Source organism: Shewanella sp. HL-SH2, assembly GCF_051164935.1.
In the GTDB taxonomy this organism is placed as follows: Bacteria; Pseudomonadota; Gammaproteobacteria; order Enterobacterales; family Shewanellaceae; genus Shewanella; species Shewanella glacialimarina.
The window spans coordinates 1,072,647-1,096,360 of sequence record NZ_CP195035.1; the positions used below are offsets into that span (position 1 = coordinate 1,072,647).

Below are 23,714 nucleotides of genomic sequence, written 5' to 3' on the forward strand. Positions count from 1 at the left end.
GTTTAAATTACTCCTGCTTTGACCATATCGAGCATATTCAATGCACCAATAGGCTGGTGTGCGTCATTGACCACAATCAAACCATTAATGCTTTTCTCATCCATTATTTGTAACGCTTGAGCGGCCAAGATGTTAGCCGGGCTAGTGACACATTTTTTGGTCATAACCTGTGAAATAGGCGTGGTGCGAAGATTGACTTCTGCATCGATAACACGTCGTAAATCACCATCAGTAAAAATACCGACTAAAACATTATTACCATCAACAACCGCGGTCATACCTAAGCCTTTATTTGATATTTCATACAAGGCTTCAGTGATACAAATATCTTGCTGTACCAAGGGGAGATCTTTGCCTTGGTGCATCACATCATTAACCTTGAGTAATAATTTTCGGCCCAAAGAGCCCCCCGGATGTGAGAGGGCGAAATCATCACGGGTAAAACCTTTTGCTTGTAATAGGGCGACCGCTAAAGCATCTCCCATGACTAATGTCGCCGTCGTGCTTGATGTTGGCGCTAACCCAAGGGGGCAAGCTTCTTCTAGCACTTCAATACATAAATGCACTTTTGCCAGCTTCGCCATATTAGAGTCTGGTTTACCAGTAACTGCAATCACAGGAACGCCCATACGTTGAATAACAGGCATTAATGTCAAAATTTCACTTGATTCACCTGAGTTCGAAATAGCTAAAATAATGTCGTTTTTAGCTAATGCGCCAAGGTCGCCATGGCTGGCCTCTCCTGGATGAACAAAAAAAGCTGGCGTGCCTGTACTGGCAAATGTGGCTGAAATCTTATTACCGATGTGGCCAGATTTCCCCATGCCCATTACAATAACTTTACCTTTGCATTGCATGATTAATTCACATGCCTGCCCGAACGCATCTGAATCTACAAATTGGTAGAGATGTTCAAGTGCTGCTTTTTCAATATCAATGACTTTACGGCCCCATTGACGAAATTGAGTTTGGTTTGCCATGTATGTCTCTCTTGGTAAAGTCCTTTGTGCTCCATTAAGAAGCGTTGAATACAACGTATTGGTAAGCCACAAAGGTTAATAGTAATAAAACGCCATGCCAAGGCGTAAGTTGTCGCTTTGCACCGCTGGATAACACTAACACTGCTAATGCGGCACTGGTGCCCAGTACCATGTAAAAATCTCTGTTTACCGCTGTCGCATCAACCTCACCTGGTGAGATTAGCCCTGGAATAGCTAAAACCGCAAGAATATTAAATAAATTAGACCCGACAATATTGCCAATAGCTAAATCGTGTTCTTTTTTTAACACTCCGGCGATACACGCCGCTAATTCTGGCAAGCTAGTGCCAACAGCAATGATGGTCAGTCCAATGACTAAATCAGACAAACCATAAATTTTTGCAATACCTACAGCTCCGTCTACCATCCAACCAGCTGAGAGTGGTAAAAACACAATGCCGATAATAATCCACATGATAGCATTAAAAGTAGGGACATCTTTAGGGATCTCGCTGTCGATTTCGGCATCAAGGGGGTCAGTATCTTTATTGCTTAAAGCTTGATAAATAAATCCGCCCATAACAAGCAAGAAAGCCACGACTAAAATCATTCCTTCAACCCGTGTCAGAAATCCATCATGGATCAAATATCCCGCTAATAAAGTTGCAGCAAGCATGAGTGGCACTTCACGTTTTAAGGTTTTAGAGCTAACGCTGATTGCCCCAAGTAAAGCTGTAATGCCTAATATAAGAGTGATATTGGCAATGTTTGAGCCAAGTACGTTACCTATAGCGGTATCGTTCATGCCTTCCATAGATGCCGTTGCCGCAACAAACATTTCTGGTGCAGAGCTGCCCATAGCGACTATGGTAAGCCCAATTAACATGGGAGGTAAGCCAAGATTACGGGCAAATGCAGACGCGCCATAAACAAATTTGTCAGCACTTATTACCAGTACTGCTAGCCCAACGCAAAGCATCAAAATATTAACTAACATGTCATCCCTTTAATTTATTTGAACATGAGCATTTTCCCTGTAAATGACCTAAATTGAAAGCTGCAATAAGTATAAATAAGCTAATCAATCAGTCGATTAATCTTTGTTTAAGATTAATTTCATTTAAGGTTTGAGTATTTTTATCGTGATGAGGTTGTTAGGTGAACAACATTCACGTAAAATTTAACCTTCATTTACGCGCCGGGATGGCAGCTATCTCTTCAAATATTATGTCTGAGACATCAACCGTGTTGCAAAATCCGCTTGTAGAAATTAAACACCTTGGCTTTAGTCGTGGTGAGAAAGTCATTTATGATGATATTTCTTTAACGATCCCAAAAGGGAAAGTCACCGCTATTATGGGCCCTAGTGGTATTGGTAAAACTACCTTACTTAAATTAATTGGTGCTCAGTTAACGCCCGATTCAGGTGAAGTATTATTTGATGGCCTCAATATGCATCAATTATCCCGTACTGAGCTATATCAAGTGCGCAAACGTATGAGCATGTTATTCCAAAGTGGTGCTTTGTTCACTGACATGAATGTGTTTGATAATGTCGCTTTTGCATTACGTGAACATTCAGGGTTACCAGAAACGATTATTCGTTCGATTGTGCTAATGAAATTACAAGCCGTTGGACTTCGTGGCGCAGCTTATATGATGCCTAGTGAGTTATCGGGCGGAATGCAGCGTCGTGCAGCGCTCGCCAGAGCTATCGCTTTAGAGCCTGAAATGGTGTTGTATGATGAGCCTTTTGCGGGGCAAGATCCAATTTCAATGGGTATGCTAGTTAAGTTAATTCGAGAATTATCAGATTCATTAAAGTTAACTTCAGTGGTGGTGTCCCACGACGTCAAAGAAGTCTTAGGCATTGCCGATTATGTTTACGTGATAGCGGATAAAAAAGTTATTGCAGAGGGCACGCCTGAGCAATTGAGAAAATCTGATAACCCGCAACTGATACAGTTTATTGATGGTGCGCCAGATGGTCCGGTACCCTTTCATTATCTAGCAGTTGATTATCAACAGGAGTTGTTGAGTGAATCCGATTAATTTGATTGCTGCAATTGGTCGTTATGCCATTGGGTTAGTAGGGGGTTTTGGTAAGGCTGGCGTGATGTTATGGCGCGCCATAGTCCATGTCCCCAACCCTAAAAAAGGCCTACCCTTACTGATTAAACAAATCTACGTATTGGGCGTGCGCTCAATGATTATTATTATTGTATCAGGCTTATTTATTGGCATGGTATTAGCGCTTCAGGCTTATAATATTTTAGTCGGTTTTGGTACCGAAGACAGCCTAGGCCCTATGGTGGCGTTAAGCTTACTGCGTGAACTTGGACCTGTTGTTACCGCACTGTTATTTGCCGGGCGAGCAGGGTCTGCGCTTACTGCTGAAATTGGCTTGATGAAGTCGACTGAGCAATTATCAAGTTTAGAAATGATGGCCATCGATCCGCTCAGGCAAATCATAGCACCACGATTTTGGGCCGGCGTAATCAGTATGCCACTATTAGCTATGATGTTCAGTTTAGTCGGTATTTTTGGTGGGCATTTAGTTGGTGTTGAATGGAAAGGCATTGATACAGGTGCTTTTTGGTCGATATTACAGGCTTCAGTTGAGTGGCGACAGGATATTGTTAACTGCCTTATTAAAAGTACAGTGTTTGGTATTGTGGTGACATGGATTGCATTATATCGAGGTTATGAAGTGAAGCCTAATCCAGAGGGGATTAGTCGTGCGACAACCTCTACGGTAGTGCAGGCCAGTTTAGCTGTTTTAGCTTTGGACTTTTTGCTAACAGCATTAATGTTCGGAAATTAAGATTAATTTATTAACTATTTAAGTGGTTTAAGCGTATGTTGACACGGAAGATTGAGTTACTTGTTGGTCTATTTTTATTGTCAGGAGTGTTAGCATTTTGCGTATTGGTTTTTAATGTAGCCAATGTCAAAGTCGATACCCAAAATAATAATTATTCCCTCATTGCTGAATTTAATAATATTGGCGGATTAAAAGTGCGTGCGCCAGTAAAGGTCGGTGGTGTGGTTGTTGGCCGAGTGGCCGACATCACCTTAGATGATCGCAAGCTTGTTCCCATAGTGACGTTAACTATGGATAAGCGTTATGATCATTTTCCTGAAACCAGTAGTCTATCTATTTTAACATCAGGCTTGTTAGGTGAGCAGTTTATTGGCTTAACCCCAGGTTTTATGGATGATGATATCGACATGCTGGGTGATGGTGACAAAGTTGATGACACCCGCGGCGCGTTGATTTTAGAAGACCTTATTGGTCAATTGTTATATAGCATGTCGTCAAAAGATAAATAGGAGCGGTTTTATGCAAGCATTTTTAGTGCGTATCGTTAGCGCTGTTATATTGTTGACCAGTATTCAAAGCTGGGCGGCAGAAATTAATACTCAAGACCCATATAAGTTAATCGAACAAGTGGCCAATCAAACCTTTGATCGCTTTAAAAGAGATAAAGCGATAATCGATCAAGACTTAAGCCATTTAAAAATTATTGTGGCTGATGAACTTATGCCCTATGTCGATTATAAATATGCCGCCTATAAAGTGATGGGCCAATATTTACGTGAAACCAGTGATGATCAAAGAACACGGTTTGTCGAAGCGTTTAAAGGTTATTTAATTGGCACTTATGCACAAGCGTTAACGGCTTATACCGATCAAACGGTCGCATTTGAACCGCCGTCAAATTTTAGTAAAGAGAAAATGGTTGAAGTGAGCGTGCAAATTATTGAGCAAGGTCGTCCGCCGATTAAAATTCAATTCAAAGCGCGTCGTTTAAAAGATAACTCATGGAAAGCATTCGATTTAGTCGCAGAAGGCGTCAGCTTACTTGCATCAAAACAATCTGAAATATCAAATTTAATTCGCCAGCAAGGCATTGAATCGGTCATTACTATGCTGAATGATAAAACAAAGCAAAAAATTGATCGCAAACTAGATAAAGAGGATAAAGCGGCGTGATTCAGTTTGAGCAGCAAGGTGATACTTGCTTAGTGCAAGGGCGTTTAACGCAAGATGAGGTCATACTTTTGTGGCCGAATCGACATCAACTGTTTACTGCATCTACCCAAGTGGTAGACTTGTCCGCTTTGACTTATGTCGATAGCGCAGGCGTTGCTATGCTGCTTGCACTAAAAGGATTAGTAATGTCAGAGCAAGATATGTCTTTAGGGACTATTTCGCGTATATTGCAGCATCCTGCGGCTCAATTACAAAAAATGATTGAGCTATACGATTTACACACTTTTTTTGCTGATAATTCTCGTTAATTTGATCGGCATTTAGTTCACCATTCACGATGTTAATTTTGTTAGATTAGCATCGCAATAAAGGTATAAATTCATGGATTGCAAAGTTATTGAGCAAATTCTATCCGAAGCATTAGAACTAACAGAAGTTCATGCTACATCTGATGGCAGCCACTTCAAAGTTGTTGCTGTAGGTGAATGTTTTGATGGCATGAGCCGAGTAAAACAACAACAAGCAATATATGGACCGTTAGCAGATAATATTGCCAGTGGCGAGCTGCACGCATTAACTATTAAGACATTTACGCCGACCCAGTGGAAGCGTGAAAAACTTTTCAATATGTAATTAGAGAGCCCAGTGGATAAATTAACCATTAAAGCTAGCCAGCCTTTATCTGGCAGTGTTGTTATTTCAGGTGCTAAAAATGCGGCATTGCCGATTTTAATGGCAGGTGTACTGGCTGAAACTGACTTTATTTTAACGAATGTTCCAAGCCTGCGAGATGTCAGTACCAGCTGTAAGTTGTTACGCTGTTTAGGTGCTGACGTTGAAGAGTTAGGCCAAGGTAAAGTACGGATTTCTACCACTAACCTAAATGAATTTTGTGCGCCATATGATTTGGTAAAAACCATGCGCGCATCTATTTTGATTTTAGGTCCACTGCTTGCCCGTTACGGCACTGCAGATGTGTCTTTGCCTGGTGGCTGCGCTATTGGTGCAAGGCCTGTTGATTTACACCTTCATGGCCTTGAGCTAATGGGAGCTAAAATCGAAGTCAAAGAAGGTTATATAAAAGCACGTGTAGATGGTCGTCTCAAAGGTGCACATATCTTTATGGATATGGTCAGTGTTGGCGCGACTGAGAATTTACTGATGGCTGCCGCATTAGCTGACGGTACCACAGTGATTGAAAATGCTGCCCGTGAGCCTGAAGTGTCAGACTTAGCGCATTGCTTAATTGCAATGGGAGCAAAAATTACTGGTATTGGTTCAACTACGTTAACTATTGAAGGCGTTGAACGTCTGCAAGGTTGTGAATATCGTGTGATGCCTGATCGCATCGAAACTGGCTCATTTTTAGTTGCCGCCGCCGTCACTCGTGGGCATATTCGCTGTGAAGCGGCAGATCCTGGCTCTCTTGAAGCGGTAATATCAAAACTTGAAGACGCTGGTGCTACCATTACGACAGGTGAAGATTGGATTGAGCTTGATATGCAAGGCAAACGTCCAAAAGCGGTTAACATTAAAACCGCGCCTTACCCTGGCTTCCCGACAGATATGCAAGCTCAGTTTTGTGTACTGAATGCGCTAGCAGAAGGTACTGGACGAGTCACTGAAACGATTTTTGAAAATCGTTTTATGCATGTACCAGAGTTAAGCCGTATGGGCGCTAAGCTCGCACTTGAAGGTAATACTTGTATTATCGAAGGTATTGAGTCATTAAACGGTGCGCAAGTGATGGCAACTGATTTACGTGCTTCAGCCAGCTTAGTCATAGCAGGTTTAATGGCAGAAGGGATCACTACAGTTGATCGCATATACCACTTAGATCGTGGTTATGAGCACATTGAAGCTAAGTTTAAAGGCTTAGGCGGTGAAGTATTACGCGTGTCTTAACTTAAGTCGCTTTGAGGCAATCGATTAATTGCTAAATAAAAAAGCCATCAATTTAAATTGATGGCTTTTTTCATGGCAGTTTATGCCATTTAATATCGTGTGGTTGGAATGTTTTGTGGTTGTGACTATTGATCAAAAGAGTTCTTTTCTACAACAAATACCGGTATTTCCAGTTTTAATCCCTCTCGAATAACCGTCAATAGCACTTTGTTACCAGGTGGTGTTTCTGCAATTTTATCCATTAACACCTCAACACCTGGAATATCGTCATTACCATAAGTAATAATGACATCCCGTGGCTGTAACTCCGCATTGGCAGCAGGCCCATTAGGGTCAATACCAGTAACAAAAACCCCTTTTAGATCAGGTAAATTTAAAATTTGCGCCACAACTGGGGTTAATGCTTCTCCGGAAATACCAATTGCGCCACGAATAACGCGTCCATCTGCAATGAGTTTGTCCATAATGCTGTGGGCTAACTTTATCGGGATAGCAAAACTAATGCCATTACCACCATTATCACCGCCGACTTTAAACGCTGCGGTATTTATTCCAATTAATTCACCAGTAGTATCAATTAACGCACCACCAGAGTTACCCGCATTAATCGCAGCGTCTGTTTGTAAAAAGTCTAAATAACCTGAGCTTAATCCACTGCGACCTGTTGCACTAATAATACCCTGAGTAATTGTTTGTCCAAGGTTATAGGGATTGCCAATGGCTAAAACTACATCGCCAACTAATGCTGGGTTAGTTAAGTTAATCGGCACGACAGGGAGGTTGTCACCTTCAATTTTTAACACTGCTAAATCTGTTTCAGGATCACTGCCAACCACTTCAGAGGTAAAACGCCGTCCATCTTGCAGTGCAATAACTATTTCATCGGCACGTTTTATAACGTGATAGTTGGTTAGAATATAACCTTGATTACTCATAATAACGCCAGAGCCTAAGCCCTGCAGTGAACTTGAGTTAAGTGGTGCGCGTTGATCAATACTTAAGCTATAAATATTAACAACGGCGGGTGCTGCACGGCGAACCGCTTTAGCAAAAGACAACTCACTGCCCATATTAGCACGCTGTGTTAAACCGCTTTTAAACGGACTGCCTTCAAATGAGGTTGCGATAAGGAAAACGGCAGCCATGATCAGACCAAATAAAATGGATTTGCCTAGATAAATACTAATGTCTTTAAAGTTCATAGTCTGATCTATGTTAAGTAAATAGCGCAAATACTAACATAACTGAAAAAATTAAGCATCGAGGTTGAATGCTCGATGCTTAATTAATGAATGCTAACATTAACTTAAGTGATTACAGTCAACAATCACCACTAATAATATTAAATCAATTACTCTCAGTATCGATTAATCATTATCGTAAAACTAAATAGCTCAGGTTGTTATCGCGTAGTATTTTAAGCGCAACTGAGCCCTGTTGTTTTTCTAGCAAGGCTTTAAAGGATTTTAAATCTTTAACCTGAGTACGATTAATGCCGACAATGAAATCGCCTTTTTGCAAACCAGACATAGCAGCTGGAGAGCCTTGGGCAACATCGGTTATTTCAACTCCTCTAGAGCCATTACTAAGGGTAGTACCCTGAAGCATAGGATGTAATGCGCCTGCGGCGGCTTCAATAGCATCAGCTTTACCTAAAGTTGCTTTAACAGTTTTAGTGTCGCCATCACGAATAAGGCCAAATTCAACTTTTACATCAGCTCCCATAGTGGCCACTTTAGCGCGCAGTTCCTGGAACGACTTAATCTTGCGGCCATTAACGCTGGTAATAATATCACCCGCTTTAATGCCTGCCTTAGCGGCTGCACTGTCTGGCACCACTTCGCTAACAAAAGCGCCATGTTGGGTTTCTAGTCCAAATGCGGTAGCCAGTTCTTTATCTAAATCACGACCCGCTACCCCTAATATTCCTCGTCTTACCTCACCGTGTTCTATGATTTGTTGAACTAAGTTATTGACCATATTTGCAGGAATGGCAAAACCAATACCGACGTTACCGCCATTAGGTGCCACAATGGCGGTGTTGATCCCCATTAATTCACCGTTTAAATTAACTAATGCGCCACCTGAGTTACCACTATTAATCGCAGCATCGGTTTGAATGAAGTTTTCAAGCATTTCAATGCCCAAACCACTTCGCCCTAAAGCACTCACAATACCGGATGTTACTGTTTGTCCCAAACCGAATGGATTACCTATGGCCACGGCAAAGTCACCTACACGAACTTCGTCTGAATCAGTTTGTTTAATCGCGGTGAGGTTTTTAGCGGTAATTTGTAATAGTGCAATATCGGATTCTTTATCTGCACCTATTAGTTTAGCTTCTACTTCTCGCCCATCACTTAAACCGATTTGAATATCATCAGCACCATTAATGACGTGATTGTTAGTCACGATATAGCCTTTTTCGGCATCAATAATCACTCCAGATCCTAGGCCTCGAAATGGACGTTCTTGGACTTGTTCACGCGGAGCGTTTGGACCAAAGAAATAACGAAATACATCGGGAACTTGCTGCTTAGATACTTGAGTACCTGATACTGCCACAGATACCACAGCTGGTGTGGTGCGTTCTAGCATAGGCGCTAAACTGGGTATTGATTGGCCATCAACAGATTGTGGAATAGCAGCAAAAGAAGTGGTTGGTATAATAGCTAATGATGCGGTTAACAGGGCTGCAGAAAGTAAGCTTAATTTGGTTTTCATTAATATGGCTCCTTGGACATTCAAGCTAATGCTAAAAATATGGCGCTTGATTGAGGTAAATTAAAGTTAAATATCGTTAATCAGGTAAATTATTAGGTCGTTAAAATTCAAATTTTTGATAAACAATTGTTTCTATAAATGTCGCTGTTTCAAAATGAGCGTCAATTAGATTTGCCTTGAAACGTAAAAATTATGGAAAGTGGATATGTTATTTATTGGGAGTCGGTTTCGAATTGATAGTTCATTAACGATTAACAAAGGTTAATTTGATCGTTTAACGCGGTTACTCGTATTGAAGGTTTAATGTTATTATTCGCAGCAATTATTTGATGTAAGAGAGTCATAATCGTGTCTCAGTTAACCCCTTGGCAGCATTATCAACAAGATCTCACCCGTGAGAACTTCTCCCACGATCCAGCTCAAGAGCAAGCTGTTAGATCATTACAGCGTGTGTTTGATGAAATAATTGCTACCAATCAACCTATATCTGGTTTATCGAAGATACTAACCGCATTTGGGAAAAAACCAACAACATCGGTTAAGGGGTTATACCTATGGGGTGGCGTCGGGCGTGGCAAAACCTACTTAATGGATACCTTTTATGATGCGCTTCCAGGTGATAAAAAACTCAGGGCGCACTTCCACCGTTTTATGCATCAACTTCATCATGACTTGGGGGAGCTAAAAGGGGTGCAAGACCCGTTACTGACGATCGCAAAAAAAATGGCCAACCAATACCAAGTGATTTGCTTCGATGAGTTTTTTGTTTCTGACATCACAGATGCAATGCTATTGGGCACCTTGTTTCAAGCCCTATTTAAAGAAGGGGTGGCATTAGTGGCTACCTCGAATATTATTCCTGATGATTTGTACAAGAATGGCTTACAACGGGTCCGTTTTTTACCTGCTATCGCTCTGATCAATAAGCATTGTGAGATTTTAAATGTTGATTCAGGTATAGATTACCGTTTAAGAACTCTAGAGCAAGCTGAGATTTACCATTACCCGCTTGACGAATCTGCGGACTTGAATTTACATACTTATTTCAAACAGCTTGCACCAGAGTCTGAGGTGTTAACCGATGCTATTAATATTGATGGTCGCTTAATTAGTATCCGTCAGCAATCTCAAGGAGTGCTGCTCGCCAACTTCAGAGATATATGTGATGGGCCCCGTTCGCAGCGAGATTATATGGAGATAGCGCGAATTTATCATACCGTATTACTCAGTGGGCTTGAGCAAATGGGTGATCAGTTAACCGGTGATGATATTGCCAGGCGTTTTTTAGCTATGGTGGATGAGTTTTACGAGCGAAATGTAAAATTAATTATTTCTGCACAGGTGCCCTTAGAAGACATTTATACTAAAGGTATGCTCAATTTTGAGTTTCGTCGCTGCCGTTCAAGATTAATAGAAATGCAATCCCATGATTATTTAGCTTCAGAACATTTACCTTAAAAAATAGTATCAATACGAAATTAGCTGTTATTTTGAGCAAAATTAAATAGTAAAAGTGCTGCTAAAACGATCAAACTATTTAACGCTTTTTATAAATATCAGGTGATTTCTATCTCATGTTTGCGTATAATCCGCACCTGCCCTCGTTACTCCGTCGAATTGGGCGGAAGTTTTAAGCCAATATTCATGCTCGAAGGGGCAAGAATCGGTCCATTTTGTGTTAATTGCGACTTGCAGTTGGCATGTGAGACAGAATTTTAAACATTGGGTTTTTGTAAAAAATGAAGACTACATTTAATGCTACATCAGAAACAGTCACACGTGATTGGTTCGTCGTTGATGCCGAAGGTAAAACTTTAGGTCGTATGGCTACTGAAATTGCTACTCGTTTACGCGGTAAGCACAAGCCTGAGTACACACCTCATGTTGATACTGGTGATTACATCATCGTTATTAATGCTGAGAAAGTTACCGTAACTGGTAACAAAGCTGCTGGTAAAATTTATTACTCGCACACTGGTTTCATCGGTGGGATTAAGCAAATTTCTTTTGAGAAATTGCAAGCTCATAAACCTGAGATGATTATCGAGAAAGCTGTTAAGGGTATGTTGCCAAAAGGTCCATTGGGCCGTGCTATGTTCCGTAAACTTAAGGTTTACGCAGGCACTGAGCATAACCATGCTGCACAACAACCACAAGTTCTTGATATTTAAAACGGGAGTAAGCTAATGTCTGCAACTCAGTACTACGGCACTGGCCGTCGTAAAACATCAACTGCTCGCGTATTCGTTAAAGCAGGTAGTGGTACAATCGTTGTTAACCAACGTCCACTAGATATATATTTTGGCCGTGAAACTGCTCGTATGGTTGTTCGTCAACCACTAGAGCTAGTTGAAATGACTGATAAATTCGACATATATGTAACTGTTAAAGGCGGTGGAACCACTGGCCAAGCAGGTGCAATTCGTCACGGTATTACTCGTGCGTTAATGCAACTAGACGAGACTTTACGTCCTTCTCTACGTGCCGCTGGTTTTGTTACCCGTGATGCTCGTAAAGTTGAGCGTAAGAAAGTTGGTCTACGTAAAGCACGTCGTAAGCCACAATTCTCGAAGCGTTAATTCGCCTTTGGAATACAAAAAACCCAGCTTATGCTGGGTTTTTTATTGGCTGCAGTTTTATAATGATAAGCTAAATGCATTCAAATTAACGGGGAGTTCAAATGACATTACAGCTTTTAATGACAGCAATTGCCTTGGTATTAATCGTTGAGGGGCTTGGTCCGTTATTGTTTCCACAAAAATGGAAAAAGTATTTATTTGAGCTTTCTGGGCAAAACCAAAATGTTCTCAGACGCTTAGGTGGATCTTTAGTCACAGCGGGGATCGTTTTATTGATTATTTTTTAATAAAATACTTGCCTATAACCCCCTAAAATCTGTTAAAATTCTATTTTATACCACAAGACGTTGCAGCTAATAATGGGCAAAAATGTAGTCGTACTCGGCACTCAATGGGGTGACGAAGGCAAAGGTAAGATTGTCGACCTTTTAACAGAACAGGCAAAATACGTAGTTCGTTACCAAGGCGGCCATAATGCCGGTCATACTTTGGTAATTGATGGTGAAAAAACAGTACTTCATTTAATTCCATCTGGAATTTTACGTAATAACGTAAAATGTTTGATTGGTAATGGTGTCGTTGTTGCCCCTGATGCGTTGATGAAAGAAATCAACATGCTGAAAGAGCGCGGCGTACCTGTTGAAGAGCGTTTACTTATATCTGAAGCGTGTCCGCTAATATTACCCTTCCATTGTGCACTTGATATTGCTCGCGAAAAAGCGCGTGGCAATAAAGCGATTGGCACAACGGGTCGCGGTATTGGGCCAGCTTATGAAGATAAGGTTTCACGTCGTGGTCTTCGCATCGGTGACTTATTCAATGCAGAACTTTTTGCAACTAAACTAAAAGAAGTGATGAAATATCACAACTTTATGTTAACTGAATACTACAAGGTAGAAGCTGTTGACTATCAAAAAACGCTAGATGATGCATTGGCTATTGCTGATTATCTGAAGAGTTTATGTGTTGACGTTACTGAGTTATTAGATACCGCCCGTAAGGCTGGTGAGCCAATTCTATTTGAAGGTGCTCAAGGTACATTATTGGATATCGACCATGGTACATATCCATTTGTAACCTCTTCTAATACTACTGCTGGTGGTGTTGCAACAGGCTCAGGTTTTGGTCCACGTCATATTGATTATGTACTTGGTATCATGAAAGCTTACACTACACGTGTAGGTGCTGGTCCTTTCCCAACGGAATTAGCCAATGAAATTGGTGATTACATTGGTGAGAAAGGCCAAGAGTTTGGTGCGACGACGGGTCGTAAACGTCGTCCTGGTTGGTTAGATGCAGTGGCAATGCGCCGTGCAGTTCAAATCAATAGCGTAAGTGGTTTCTGCTTAACCAAGCTAGATGTATTAGATGGTCTAGAAGAAGTTAAAATCTGTGTTGGTTATCAAAACCCAGATGGTACTGTTTCTAAAATTACGCCACTAGCTGCTGAAGGCTATGAGCTAGTTACACCTATCTATGAAACCATGCCAGGTTGGAAAGAAGTGACTTTTGGTGCGACTTCAATTGAGCAACTTCCTGCTGCTGCAATTAACTACATCAAACGCATTGAAGAACTATTAGAAACGCCAATCGATATCATCTCAACCGGTCCTGACCGTAATGAGACCATGATTCTAGTTAATCCGTTTAACTAAAATCAATATCGTAAAAAGGCCGCGTTAAGCGGCCTTTTTAATGAAAGCGGCTTTGAAAGTATTGGCTTAGTCCTTAAGAAAAGTGTGCAGCGGCCGATTAATAAGTTAATCAAACTGTCATAGAGAATTATTATGTTACGGCTTTCATTATTTCTCACACTTACGTTATTATTTGGCTCGTCTATTCAAATTGCCAAGGCCGTCTCTGGCGCCTATGATATTTATAGCGATGAACAACTCATTAATCTGATCCGCAGTAATCAATATCTTCAACGTGTGAAGCTTGATGAGTGCCAGTTAGTACAAGATATTGAAGCTAGAGCAGAAGTGCTACAGCAGCCCTTATATCAATTTTTATGGGGCGAAATGTTAAATCACGGCGTGTGTGTGAAAGCACATCCTTCTCGTGGAATAGCAATATTACAAACGGCCGCCGAGCAAGGCAGTGCCGAAGCTATGTTAAAATTAGCTGATTATTACTACCGAGGACAACTGGTGGTAAAAGATCGACATCGTTCAGTGCAATACACATTACCTGCAGCAGCGAATGGTGATGTAAATGCACGTATGATGTTAGTTAAACTGTTTGCTGAAGGTTATGGCAGCCCAAAAGATTACGAAATGGGCTATCATTGGCTTTATAACAGTATTTTTGATGATGAGAGTCAGCAAAAGAAAGCGACTTCATTGTTACAACAACTTGCTGTAAAAATGCCCACAAGTATTGTTGAAAGGGCCCAGCAGCAACAACTTTATATGCAATAAGGCATACAATATTATGCCGATGATTTGGAAATTGAATGATCACCGATCCTCATTTTGAGAGAGAACAAGACAAGTACGATAATCCTATTCCTAGCCGTGAGTACATTTTAGAGTACTTGCGCGCGCAAAAGTCACCCGTTACCCGTGACAAAATCGCCGAAGCGTTAAAAATAACTGAGGAAGAGCCATTAGAAGCCTTACGTCGTCGCTTACGCGCGATGGAGCGTGATGGCCAGTTAGTGTTTACCCGGGGTCAAAGCTACGGTTTACCTGAAAAAATGGATTTACTATCGGGCACTATTATTGGCCACCGAGACGGCTTCGGCTTTTTAAAGCTTGAAGAAGGCGGTGACGATTTATTTATCAATAACCGTGACATGCTGATGTATTTTCATGGCGACAAAGTGCTGGCGCAAAAAGCCGGTACAGATCGTCGTGGACGCCGAGAAGCGCGTATTGTGCGTTTGGTTCAAGAGCGAAGCGCGGCATTAGTTGGCCGATACCATGTTGATGGCGGAATGGCATTTGTTATTGCAGATGATCGCCGTATCAACCAAGAGATTTTAATTGCCAATGAAGATAACAACGGCGCTCGTGCCGGTGATGTTGTGGTGGTTGAGCTAACAAGACGACCAGGTCGCTTTGTTAAAGCAGCCGGTAAAGTCACTGAAGTCCTAGGTAAAACGATGGCACCGGGGATGGAAATTGAAATTGCACTGCGCAATTATGATTTACCCCATACCTGGTCAGATATTATTGAGAAAAAACTTAAGCGTATACCTGATGAAGTGCCTGATTCAGACAAACAAGGCCGAGTTGATTTACGTCATTTACCACTAGTCACTATTGATGGTGAAGATGCGCGTGACTTTGATGATGCGGTTTATGCGGAGAAAAAACCAGGTGGAGGCTGGCGCTTATGGGTCGCTATTGCTGATGTCAGCCATTATGTGCGCACAGATTCAGCATTAGATGTGGAAGCTCGTGAGCGTGGTAATTCGGTATATTTTCCTTCGCAAGTTATTCCCATGTTGCCAGAGAAAATTTCTAACGGATTATGTTCGTTAAATCCCCATGTTGATCGTTTGTGCATGGTGGCCGAAATGACTATTGCCGCCAGCGGTAAATTGTCAGGTTATAAGTTTTACCCTGCAGTGATGCATTCCCATGCGCGTTTCACGTATACCCAAGTTGCCGACATGCTAGAAGGTGGCGTTATTGCCCCTGAACATCAAGCATTGTTTCCACATTTACAGTGTTTACAGTCTTTGTACTTAACCTTAGATGAACGACGAGCTGAGCGCGGCGCCATTGCATTTGAAACATTAGAGACGCAATTTATTTTTAATGAACAGCGCAAAATCGATAAGATTGTGCCTAGAGGCCGTAACCAAGCGCATAAAATCATTGAAGAATGTATGATTTTAGCTAACGTGGCATCAGCTAAGTTCGTTAAAAAGAACAAGGGTGAAGTGTTATACCGTGTGCATGAAGCGCCGTCTGAGCAAAAGTTAGCAAACTTTAAAGAGTTTCTCGCTGAGCGTGGTTTATCGATGGAAGGTGGTTTAGAACCTACACCAGCAGATTACCAAGGTATTATGCTGAAAATTGCAGATAGACCCGATGCAGAGCTCATTCAGGTTATGTTATTACGCTCTATGCGCCAGGCTATTTATAGCCCAGATAATGACGGTCACTTTGGTTTAGCCCTAGAAGAGTATTCTCACTTTACATCACCTATTCGCCGTTATCCCGATCTTGTCCTCCATAGGGTGATTAAGTTCCTGCTGGCTAACAGTGAAGGCACGGTTAAAGACAAGTGGACTCAGGACGGTGGCTTTCAATATACCCTTGCTGAGTTAGATTCATTAGGTGAAGAGTGCTCAACCACTGAGCGCCGAGCAGATGAAGCGACTCGAGATGTGAGCGACTGGCTTAAATGTGAATACATGCAAGATCATGTTGGTGATGACTTCGACGCTGTAATTGCATCGGTGACTAACTTTGGCTTATTTGTGCGCTTAAATGATTTATTCATTGATGGTTTGGTTCATATATCCAGCTTAGCAAGTGATTACTATCAGTTTGATGCTATGCGCCAGCGCTTAGTGGGTGAGAATACCCGTCAAGTTTATCAAGTTGGTGATCCAGTAAGTGTGAAAGTGGCAGCAGTTAACCTAGATGATCGCCAAATTGATTTAATTATGATTGGTGACAACAGCAAAGGTCAGGGCAAACGTCGCAACAGCAACAAGCCACTTACGGCGCGTGATCGTGTTAAGTTAGAAGGAGCTAAGTCTGCTCGTGGCGCTAAAGAGGGTGATAAACCGTCTAAAGGTCGTGGCAAGAAAGTCGCTTCTGAAGGTACTGGCTCAGCAGTTAGCAAAGATTCAGCTAACAAGGGTTCAGCTAAAAAATCGACTAGCAAAAAAACTCGGGTTAAAAAACCTAACGCAAAAAAGGCTGACGCCAAAAAGACCGACGCTAAAAAAACGGCTGTTAAAAAGCCTTTAGCGAGTAAATCGAAAGCTAAGAAGACCGATGCTAATAAAGCCAACAATAGCGAATCAACCGCAAAAGCGGCTGAAGCCAAAAGCAGTAAGAGAAAGTAATTAAATGAAAAAACAAGATGTTATTTTTGGTATTCACGCCGTTGAAGCCCTATTAAAAAACAGCCCAGAGCGTGTTATTGAATTATGGTTAATGCAAGGTCGCGATGATGAACGCTTAGAACCTCTAGTAAATGCAGCCCAAGAAGCGGGTATTAAGTCACAGCGTTCAGCGAGAAAAGTGCTTGATGAAAAAGCAGAAAGTACTCAGCACCAAGGTGTCGTAGCGCGTGTAACCGCAGCCAAAGTGCTTGCTGAAAGTGAGTTAGACGCTTTACTGGATAAACTCAGTGCTGAGCAGAAAACGCCTTTCTTCTTGATACTCGATGGTGTGACAGATCCACATAATTTAGGCGCCTGTATTCGTAACGCTGATGCAGCTGGTGCGCACGGGGTTATCGTACCTAAAGATAATTCTGTTGGCCTAACATCCGTTGTGAGTAAAGTTGCGAGTGGTGCAGCAGAAGTTGTGCCGTTATTTCAAGTGACTAACTTGGCACGTACAATGCGACACATCCAAGACAAAGGTGTGTGGATTGTTGGCGCCGCAGGTGAGGCTGACAGTAACGTCTATCAAGCTGACTTTAAAGGTGCGTTAGCGATTGCTATGGGCGCGGAAGGTAAAGGCTTACGCCGTTTAACCCGTGAAAGCTGTGATTCGCTAATCTCTATTCCGATGTCAGGAACAGTTTCAAGCTTAAATGTATCTGTTGCTACCGGTATCTGTTTGTTTGAAGCGGTACGTCAACGTTTAGTATAACACCACTAATTTGTGATGAAAAAAGCGAGCTGATGCTTAACACCGATCAGTTAAGAAACTGATCGGTTGACAGCAAAAATGATCCTACGAAAATGGCTCCTTCTTTTGAACGGAGTCATTTTTTATGTTGTCTAACTGGCTTATTGATACTGAATTACTTGTCGCCCCCGAAGAACTATCTATCTTTCAAAAAGAATTGCCGTTGGAATGGATTGAACAAGCTTTGGAGCTAACCAACAAAGCAAGTATTAGGCGCAGAAAACTTCCAGCAGAATTAGTCGTTTGGCTCATCGTTGGAATTGGCCTCTACCGAAATCGTTCCATCGCTGAAGTCGTCTCCAAGCTCGACTTAACGTTAGTTGATAAGTTGGGAGAAACCGTTACACCAAGTGCTATCCCGCAAGCCAGACAGCGACTGACAGCCGCTCCCCTTAAAGCCCTTTTTGATATCACTTCTAAACACTGGTGTCATAGGGAAGACAGCCAAGATACATGGCATGGTCTTCAGTTATTTTCTGTTGATGGAACGACATTTCGATGTGCAGAAAATACCGAGAATTCAGAGCATTTTGGCTATATCAGTAATCAGCATAGGAAGCAGTCCGTATACCCAGTAGCCCGCTTATGCGCACTCATGTCATTACGAAGTCGTATGATAAGAAATGTAAAATTTGGTCCGTGTAGTAAAGGGGAAATTAGTTATGCTCGAGAGCTAATTGGATCAGTTCCAGCTAATTCTCTCACTATTTTTGATAGTTGTTACTTTAGTGCAGATCTTATGACAAGTTGGTGGGGAGCCAACCAGAATAGTCATTGGCTTACACCACTCAAAAGTAATACACGCTTTGAAGTCATCGAGCAATACGCTGACAACGATTATCTAGTTGAGATGCCAGTATCACCACAAGCGAGAAAAAAGAACCCAGAGCTACCTGAAAAGTGGCATGCGAGACTAGTGACCTATCAAGAAAAATCCCAGGGCAATCATATTACAGGTGTGCTGAGTTCATTAACCAATAGAAGCAAATACTCCTCTCAAGATATATTAGATGTCTATTTCGAACGCTGGGAGATAGAAAATGGCTATGGAGAAATCAAGCAATATCAACTTGATGAGAGTATTTTATTAAGAAGTCAGACAGTTGAAGGCATTTATCAGGAGATTTGGGGATTACTGATAGCGTACAACTTGATCCGAGTTGAAATAAGCCAAATCGCTAAAGAGGCAGAAGTGTCACCATTACGGATTAGCTTTGTAATGGCGATGCGCTATATACAGGATGAGTTGATGTGGTGTGCAATTGCTTCGCCAGGAACAATCCCTAAAAAGCTCAAAGCAATGAGGGAAAACGTTAAGCAATTTATCTTGCCCAAAAAACGAAAACGGCCCAAAAGTAGGACCGTTCGAATTAACAAAACCCGCTATCCAGTTAAGAGAAGAAACTCTTAACTGAATGGTGTTAAGCTGATGCTCGCTTTTTTGTGTTTGCAACTAAACCCAATGTCTGACTAATTTTTGCGAGTTTCTACTTGGCTTGTAATATTATTTTGGTCTGCGTGGTTAATTACATCATCATTTTTGTCATCAACTACTTGGGTGTAATCAGGCTCATCGTCTAATACATCGTCTTCTGTGCCAACCATATCAAATGCATTATCATCAGGATTAATCATCTGATCCTGCACCGATTGCACATTTACCCTAGGGTCAAAAGAGGCAGCCAATGGTGATGACACTAAATCCCCACCTGCCATCACATAGTCATTACTTGAGCCCTGTTCAGCTTTTTGCTTGTTATTAATAAATAATAAGCGAATAACTAACGTGAAAGCACAAATACTCATAAAGCCATATAGCATATTGTTACCAAAGTGCTGCATCAGTGATGAAGCGATAAGTGGGCCAATACTGGCGCCAATACCAAATGTCACTAAAATTGTGGCCGATAATCCAACTCGCTCATGTTGCTCTATACGAGAATTGGCTAACGCCGTGGCTAATGGATAAAGTGTAAAAGCCAACACGCCAAATATTCCCGTTAAGACTAATGAGATTTGAGCATCAAAAGGCACCAAAGCAATAACCAGCACCAATATACCAAGCAGACCACAGTTAATGCGAATAAGGCGGCTTCTTGGCATTAAGTCAGACAGTTTACCCATAGGCCATTGGGCTAGCAGACCTGCGAAAATAGTACATGACATATATAAGGCGACAGATTGAGGTTCAATACCTTGCGCAGTAGCATAAGCTGGCGCTAAACCATAAAAGCATCCCACTATCATGCTACCCAAAGCTATCGTGGTTAGTGCTTGCGGGGCGCGTTTCCAGTAGTGCTTCATGTTAAGTGGTGCAGGTGTTAATGGCTCTGGGTGAATACGGCGTGTAATTGAAATGGGTACAGTACACAAAGCAAAACAAATTGCGATAAGCAGTAAAGGTTCAATACCTAAGTCTGGGTATAAGCTAATGGCGCCTTGGCCAGCCATTAATGCCAAGTAAGATACAATCATATAACTGGCAAAAACGGTGCCGCGTTGACTCGGTTCAGATTGCTCATTTAGCCAGCTTTCAAGCACCATGTATTGACACATCATGCCCATGCCAACAAGCACACGTAGGATTAACCAAATGGTTAGGTTATCAATTAATGCATGACCTAAGGCAGATGCAGTCACCACACCCGCGCATGCAACAAAGGCACGAATATGGCCAACTTGCGCAATGAGTTTATGACCCACTTTGGATCCACATACCAAACCAATATAGTAGGCAGACATCATGCCACCTACCCATATTTGTGGCACGTCCATCATAGTGAGCTTTAGGCCTAAATATGTAGTCAGAAGACCAGCTGCCAGTACCATCATAAAGGTGGTGCTGTATAACGAGGTAAAACTACGTAATGGACTGGTCATCACACTGCCTCTAAAGGTTATTTATGACTCCGCTTAAATAAGCGTAATTACTGGAATGTGTACAGTAAGTTGAATGTTGTAATTGTATCCGTCTTCTGACTGTCCTGTGGCACATCAGAGGTATATTTAACGTTAACGCCAATTTTAAATGCCCAATCTTGAATGAAGGTATTTCTATAGTTCATATCTAAGGTCAAGGTGTTGTTATCTTGGCCCGTCTCAGCCGTCACATCGGCATTAAGGCTAGTATATTCCTGTAGCTTTACAGAGTACTTAGCCGCAGAACGTAAAATGATATCTCTGTTCGGCGTTGGCTCTGGATCAATAACAGATGAAGAGGGTAAGTCATAACGATAACCAGGACCGAATTCTAAACTGAGTTTAGTTCTATAGTTTTTGATTAAATCAAAACCATAACCTGAGGAAATAGTATAAATTTTGGTGAACGAGCCGTATTGGTTCCAGGTGAATTCACCGCGGCCAAAAACGTATCCTCGCTCTAATTTATAGTTACTTTGAAGATAAACCTCATATTTCTCCGAGGTTGCTTCACTTCCGTCAGCAGAGTAGTAAGCTTTTAAGGTGCCTTCTTGCTTAGTATTAAGGGTGTCGTAAGTCGCATAAGTACGCCCGTTGAAGTTTTTGGTTTCATTATTGCCACTATTAAGTTGCAACCCGGCTTCAATTTCAGCATTAAAACCGTTCTCAGGCTCTTGATAGTCAGGTGGTACGAGAGCCCACGCGGAAGGGGACAATATCAGCAAACAGCAGATAGACAGCGCTTTTTTCATAATGATCACTATTTCTTGTTATCCATTACAACTCATTCTTAACTGCCGACATGATACCTGTATTCAATAACACAGGAAAGAATACTTTATTACTTGAGTTTGTGGGGGAGTTTCGGTATCATCGCGCGCTCAAATCAGTCACTTTAATTCGTTCCTTGCCTCCACATTGGTCTGACTGAGCCAGAAAAGAGGCTACTTAACCGTAAGGAGCAATAAATGCGTCATTATGAAATCGTATTTATGGTTCACCCAGATCAAAGTGAACAAGTCCCAGGTATGATTGAGCGTTACACCGGTGTTATCACCGCTGCTAACGGTACAATTCACCGTTTAGAAGATTGGGGCCGTCGTCAATTGGCTTACCCAATCCAAGACCTACATAAAGCTCACTATGTTCTTTTGAACGTAGAAGCAACTGCAGAGTCTATTGAAGAGTTAGAGACAGCTTTCCGTTTCAACGACGCTGTTCTGCGTAACTTTGTAATGCGCACTAAAGCTGCTGTTACTGAAGCTTCACCTATGGCAAAAGCAAGAGACGAACGTGAAACACGTCGTTCATCTTCTGATGACCGTATGGACGAAGAAAGCGCTGAAGAAAACGCTGAATAATTTACTCTGTGAATAACCATTTAACTTTGTTTGGAACCATTACGCGTTCAAAACAAATGAGCAGTCCCAGCGGTATTAATCATACGATTATTACGCTAGAACATAAGTCACAGAAGTATGATGCAGAGTTATTACGTAACGTATACTGCCTTATACAAGTGGTGTTGAGTGGTCCACGCTTTAAAAGCGTAGCAGATAAATTAAAAGCAGGTGTGCAGGTTGAAGTTGAAGGGTTTCTTTCACTCCAACAAGGACGAAATGGTCAAAACCGTTTAGTTTTGCATGCTGAAAATGTCGAATTGAAAACTTAGGAGACTGTCAAAATGGCACGTTATTTCCGTCGTCGCAAGTTCTGTCGCTTCACAGCTGAAGGCGTTACAGAAATTGATTATAAAGATATCGTAACTTTAAAGAACTACGTAACAGAAAGCGGCAAGATTGTTCCTAGCCGTATTACTGGTACTAGTGCTAAATACCAACGCCAACTAGCTCGCGCTATCAAGCGTGCTCGTTATCTTTCTCTACTGCCATATACTGATTTACATCAGTAATATAGCAGTATTAATTCCTAATCGAATAAAGAGGATTTGATAATGAACGTAATTCTACTAGACAAAATTGCAAACTTAGGCAGCTTAGGCGACCAAGTTTCTGTTAAAGCTGGTTATGCACGTAACTTCCTTTTACCATTTGGTAAAGCGGTTGTTGCGAATGCTGCAAACGTTGAAGTATTTGAAGCTCGTCGTGCTGATTTAGAAGCTAAAATAGCTGCTGATCTAGCTACAGCGACAGCTCGTGCTGAAAAATTAACTGCATTAGAAGGCGTTGTTATCGCTTCTAAAGCAGGTGATGAAGGTAAACTATTCGGTTCAGTTGGCAACCGTGACATCGCTGATGCAGTAACTGCAGCTGGCGTTGAACTTGCTAAATCTGAAGTCCGTTTACCTCTAGGTGCTTTACGCACTACTGGTAACTTCGAAGTTGAAGTGCAAGTACACACTGAAGTTAAAGCTATCGTTAAGATTTCTGTTGTTGCAGAAGCTTAATTATTGCTAACGCTTTAAAAGAACACCGCCAATAGGCGGTGTTTTTTTATGGGTGTTTTTCAACGCTATATCCATAACCATCATTTGATGTCAGATTAAATTCATCGCAACTTCAAAAAATATCTTTTCTCGACCAAGAATTCACTTAATTTAACTCGATTGCTACTTTGTTAACCGCCATCATAAGATTATTTACAGTATGATCCAATGCTGGAATATCATTGCCATCGCAGACGGATTAATTTAACGTAAAGCCCAGCTATTGTGTAAAAATCGTGGTTTTAAAAACCAGTGCATTAGAGATTAATGTATTAAGTACCCCGGCTTTATCCCGAAGTGAATTGAATCGCTTGTTTTGTTTTAATAAAGGACTCT

The 23,714-nt window shown here is 41.6% G+C and carries 26 protein-coding genes; 20 read left to right on the forward strand and 6 right to left on the reverse strand.

The genetic code is table 11. From position 1 onward, the window contains the following. Window positions 1-2 precede the first annotated feature (2 nt). Complete coding sequence (locus tag ACRWP9_RS04715) at window positions 3-980, reverse strand: KpsF/GutQ family sugar-phosphate isomerase (RefSeq protein WP_434928132.1); 978 nt, start codon at window positions 978-980, stop codon at window positions 3-5. 34 nt (window positions 981-1,014) lie between these two features. Further along, window positions 1,015-1,977: a calcium/sodium antiporter gene (locus ACRWP9_RS04720; protein ID WP_434928134.1), complete on the reverse strand. Its 963-nt coding sequence runs from the start codon at window positions 1,975-1,977 to the stop codon at window positions 1,015-1,017. Between the two features lie 230 nt (window positions 1,978-2,207). Between ACRWP9_RS04720 and mlaF the strand changes: the two genes are divergently transcribed. The 7 genes from mlaF (at window position 2,208) to murA (ending at window position 6,882) form a co-directional block, all read left to right on the forward strand. Beyond that, a complete protein-coding gene (gene mlaF / locus ACRWP9_RS04725) occupies window positions 2,208-3,032 on the forward strand; it encodes a phospholipid ABC transporter ATP-binding protein MlaF (protein ID WP_434928927.1) in 825 nt (274 codons plus the stop codon). Further along, window positions 3,019-3,804 carry a lipid asymmetry maintenance ABC transporter permease subunit MlaE gene (gene mlaE / locus ACRWP9_RS04730; RefSeq protein WP_434928136.1) on the forward strand — a complete coding sequence of 262 codons (786 nt, stop codon included), beginning with the start codon at window positions 3,019-3,021 and terminating at the stop codon, window positions 3,802-3,804. Before mlaF ends, mlaE begins: the two co-directional genes overlap by 14 nt. Window positions 3,805-3,839: 35 nt before the next feature. Next, complete coding sequence (gene mlaD / locus ACRWP9_RS04735) at window positions 3,840-4,313, forward strand: outer membrane lipid asymmetry maintenance protein MlaD (protein WP_434928138.1); 474 nt, start codon at window positions 3,840-3,842, stop codon at window positions 4,311-4,313. A 10-nt stretch (window positions 4,314-4,323) separates the two neighbouring features. Continuing rightward, window positions 4,324-4,977 carry an MlaC/ttg2D family ABC transporter substrate-binding protein gene (locus ACRWP9_RS04740; protein ID WP_434928139.1) on the forward strand — a complete coding sequence of 218 codons (654 nt, stop codon included), beginning with the start codon at window positions 4,324-4,326 and terminating at the stop codon, window positions 4,975-4,977. Beyond that, complete coding sequence (locus ACRWP9_RS04745) at window positions 4,974-5,285, forward strand: STAS domain-containing protein (RefSeq protein WP_434928141.1); 312 nt, start codon at window positions 4,974-4,976, stop codon at window positions 5,283-5,285. The genes ACRWP9_RS04740 and ACRWP9_RS04745 overlap by 4 nt, the downstream gene beginning before the upstream one ends. Before the next feature lie 73 nt (window positions 5,286-5,358). Beyond that, window positions 5,359-5,610: a BolA family protein gene (locus tag ACRWP9_RS04750; protein ID WP_434928143.1), complete on the forward strand. Its 252-nt coding sequence runs from the start codon at window positions 5,359-5,361 to the stop codon at window positions 5,608-5,610. A gap of 12 nt (window positions 5,611-5,622) precedes the next feature. Beyond that, complete coding sequence (gene murA, locus ACRWP9_RS04755; RefSeq protein WP_434928144.1) at window positions 5,623-6,882, forward strand: UDP-N-acetylglucosamine 1-carboxyvinyltransferase; 1,260 nt, start codon at window positions 5,623-5,625, stop codon at window positions 6,880-6,882. A gap of 125 nt (window positions 6,883-7,007) precedes the next feature. On the opposite strand, the gene degS is transcribed toward murA, so the two are convergent. Both degS and degQ read right to left on the reverse strand, forming a co-directional pair. Continuing rightward, window positions 7,008-8,084 (reverse strand): outer membrane-stress sensor serine endopeptidase DegS, encoded by a 1,077-nt coding sequence (gene degS / locus ACRWP9_RS04760; RefSeq protein ID WP_434928146.1) that lies wholly within the window; start codon window positions 8,082-8,084, stop codon window positions 7,008-7,010. A gap of 172 nt (window positions 8,085-8,256) precedes the next feature. Then, window positions 8,257-9,606 (reverse strand): Do family serine endopeptidase DegQ, encoded by a 1,350-nt coding sequence (gene degQ, locus ACRWP9_RS04765; RefSeq protein WP_434928147.1) that lies wholly within the window; start codon window positions 9,604-9,606, stop codon window positions 8,257-8,259. A gap of 348 nt (window positions 9,607-9,954) precedes the next feature. Between degQ and zapE the strand changes: the two genes are divergently transcribed. From zapE to ACRWP9_RS04810, 9 genes are all read left to right on the forward strand, one after another. Next, window positions 9,955-11,064: a cell division protein ZapE gene (gene zapE / locus ACRWP9_RS04770; protein WP_434928148.1), complete on the forward strand. Its 1,110-nt coding sequence runs from the start codon at window positions 9,955-9,957 to the stop codon at window positions 11,062-11,064. A gap of 281 nt (window positions 11,065-11,345) precedes the next feature. Beyond that, window positions 11,346-11,777, forward strand: a complete 432-nt coding sequence (gene rplM, locus ACRWP9_RS04775; protein ID WP_226411384.1) for a 50S ribosomal protein L13 — start codon at window positions 11,346-11,348, stop codon at window positions 11,775-11,777. A 15-nt stretch (window positions 11,778-11,792) separates the two neighbouring features. Continuing rightward, complete coding sequence (gene rpsI, locus ACRWP9_RS04780) at window positions 11,793-12,185, forward strand: 30S ribosomal protein S9 (RefSeq protein ID WP_235086614.1); 393 nt, start codon at window positions 11,793-11,795, stop codon at window positions 12,183-12,185. Window positions 12,186-12,286: 101 nt separating this feature from the next. Beyond that, window positions 12,287-12,472 carry a DUF2065 domain-containing protein gene (locus ACRWP9_RS04785; protein ID WP_226411380.1) on the forward strand — a complete coding sequence of 62 codons (186 nt, stop codon included), beginning with the start codon at window positions 12,287-12,289 and terminating at the stop codon, window positions 12,470-12,472. Window positions 12,473-12,544: 72 nt separating this feature from the next. Continuing rightward, window positions 12,545-13,840, forward strand: a complete 1,296-nt coding sequence (locus tag ACRWP9_RS04790) for an adenylosuccinate synthase (RefSeq protein WP_434928149.1) — start codon at window positions 12,545-12,547, stop codon at window positions 13,838-13,840. A gap of 132 nt (window positions 13,841-13,972) precedes the next feature. Beyond that, window positions 13,973-14,605: a tetratricopeptide repeat protein gene (locus ACRWP9_RS04795; protein ID WP_434928150.1), complete on the forward strand. Its 633-nt coding sequence runs from the start codon at window positions 13,973-13,975 to the stop codon at window positions 14,603-14,605. 35 nt (window positions 14,606-14,640) lie between these two features. After that, the gene (rnr, locus tag ACRWP9_RS04800) at window positions 14,641-17,217 is read left to right on the forward strand and encodes a ribonuclease R (RefSeq protein WP_434928152.1); all 2,577 of its coding nucleotides are present in this window, start codon (window positions 14,641-14,643) and stop codon (window positions 17,215-17,217) included. A gap of 4 nt (window positions 17,218-17,221) precedes the next feature. Continuing rightward, window positions 17,222-17,974, forward strand: coding sequence for a 23S rRNA (guanosine(2251)-2'-O)-methyltransferase RlmB (rlmB, locus tag ACRWP9_RS04805; RefSeq protein ID WP_226411375.1), 753 nt, complete (start codon window positions 17,222-17,224; stop codon window positions 17,972-17,974). Window positions 17,975-18,098: 124 nt separating this feature from the next. Continuing rightward, window positions 18,099-19,424: an IS4 family transposase gene (locus ACRWP9_RS04810; protein WP_434928153.1), complete on the forward strand. Its 1,326-nt coding sequence runs from the start codon at window positions 18,099-18,101 to the stop codon at window positions 19,422-19,424. 59 nt (window positions 19,425-19,483) lie between these two features. Here the strand turns inward: ACRWP9_RS04810 and ACRWP9_RS04815 are convergent, their stop codons facing one another. Both ACRWP9_RS04815 and ACRWP9_RS04820 read right to left on the reverse strand, forming a co-directional pair. Beyond that, window positions 19,484-20,893, reverse strand: a complete 1,410-nt coding sequence (locus tag ACRWP9_RS04815) for an MFS transporter (protein WP_434928155.1) — start codon at window positions 20,891-20,893, stop codon at window positions 19,484-19,486. A gap of 47 nt (window positions 20,894-20,940) precedes the next feature. Continuing rightward, window positions 20,941-21,684, reverse strand: a complete 744-nt coding sequence (locus ACRWP9_RS04820; RefSeq protein ID WP_434928156.1) for a DUF481 domain-containing protein — start codon at window positions 21,682-21,684, stop codon at window positions 20,941-20,943. Window positions 21,685-21,900: 216 nt separating this feature from the next. On the opposite strand from ACRWP9_RS04820, the gene rpsF reads away from it, so the two are divergent. Genes rpsF through rplI form a run of 4 tightly spaced genes read left to right on the forward strand, consistent with a single transcriptional unit; the run spans window position 21,901 to window position 23,339 of the window. After that, window positions 21,901-22,293: a 30S ribosomal protein S6 gene (gene rpsF / locus ACRWP9_RS04825; protein ID WP_226411372.1), complete on the forward strand. Its 393-nt coding sequence runs from the start codon at window positions 21,901-21,903 to the stop codon at window positions 22,291-22,293. Window positions 22,294-22,301: 8 nt separating this feature from the next. Further along, complete coding sequence (gene priB, locus ACRWP9_RS04830; protein ID WP_226411371.1) at window positions 22,302-22,604, forward strand: primosomal replication protein N; 303 nt, start codon at window positions 22,302-22,304, stop codon at window positions 22,602-22,604. A gap of 12 nt (window positions 22,605-22,616) precedes the next feature. After that, entirely contained in the window at window positions 22,617-22,844 is a 228-nt protein-coding gene (gene rpsR / locus ACRWP9_RS04835; protein WP_226411370.1) for a 30S ribosomal protein S18, read from the forward strand. A gap of 42 nt (window positions 22,845-22,886) precedes the next feature. Next, complete coding sequence (gene rplI, locus ACRWP9_RS04840) at window positions 22,887-23,339, forward strand: 50S ribosomal protein L9 (protein WP_226411369.1); 453 nt, start codon at window positions 22,887-22,889, stop codon at window positions 23,337-23,339. Window positions 23,340-23,714 lie beyond the last annotated feature (375 nt).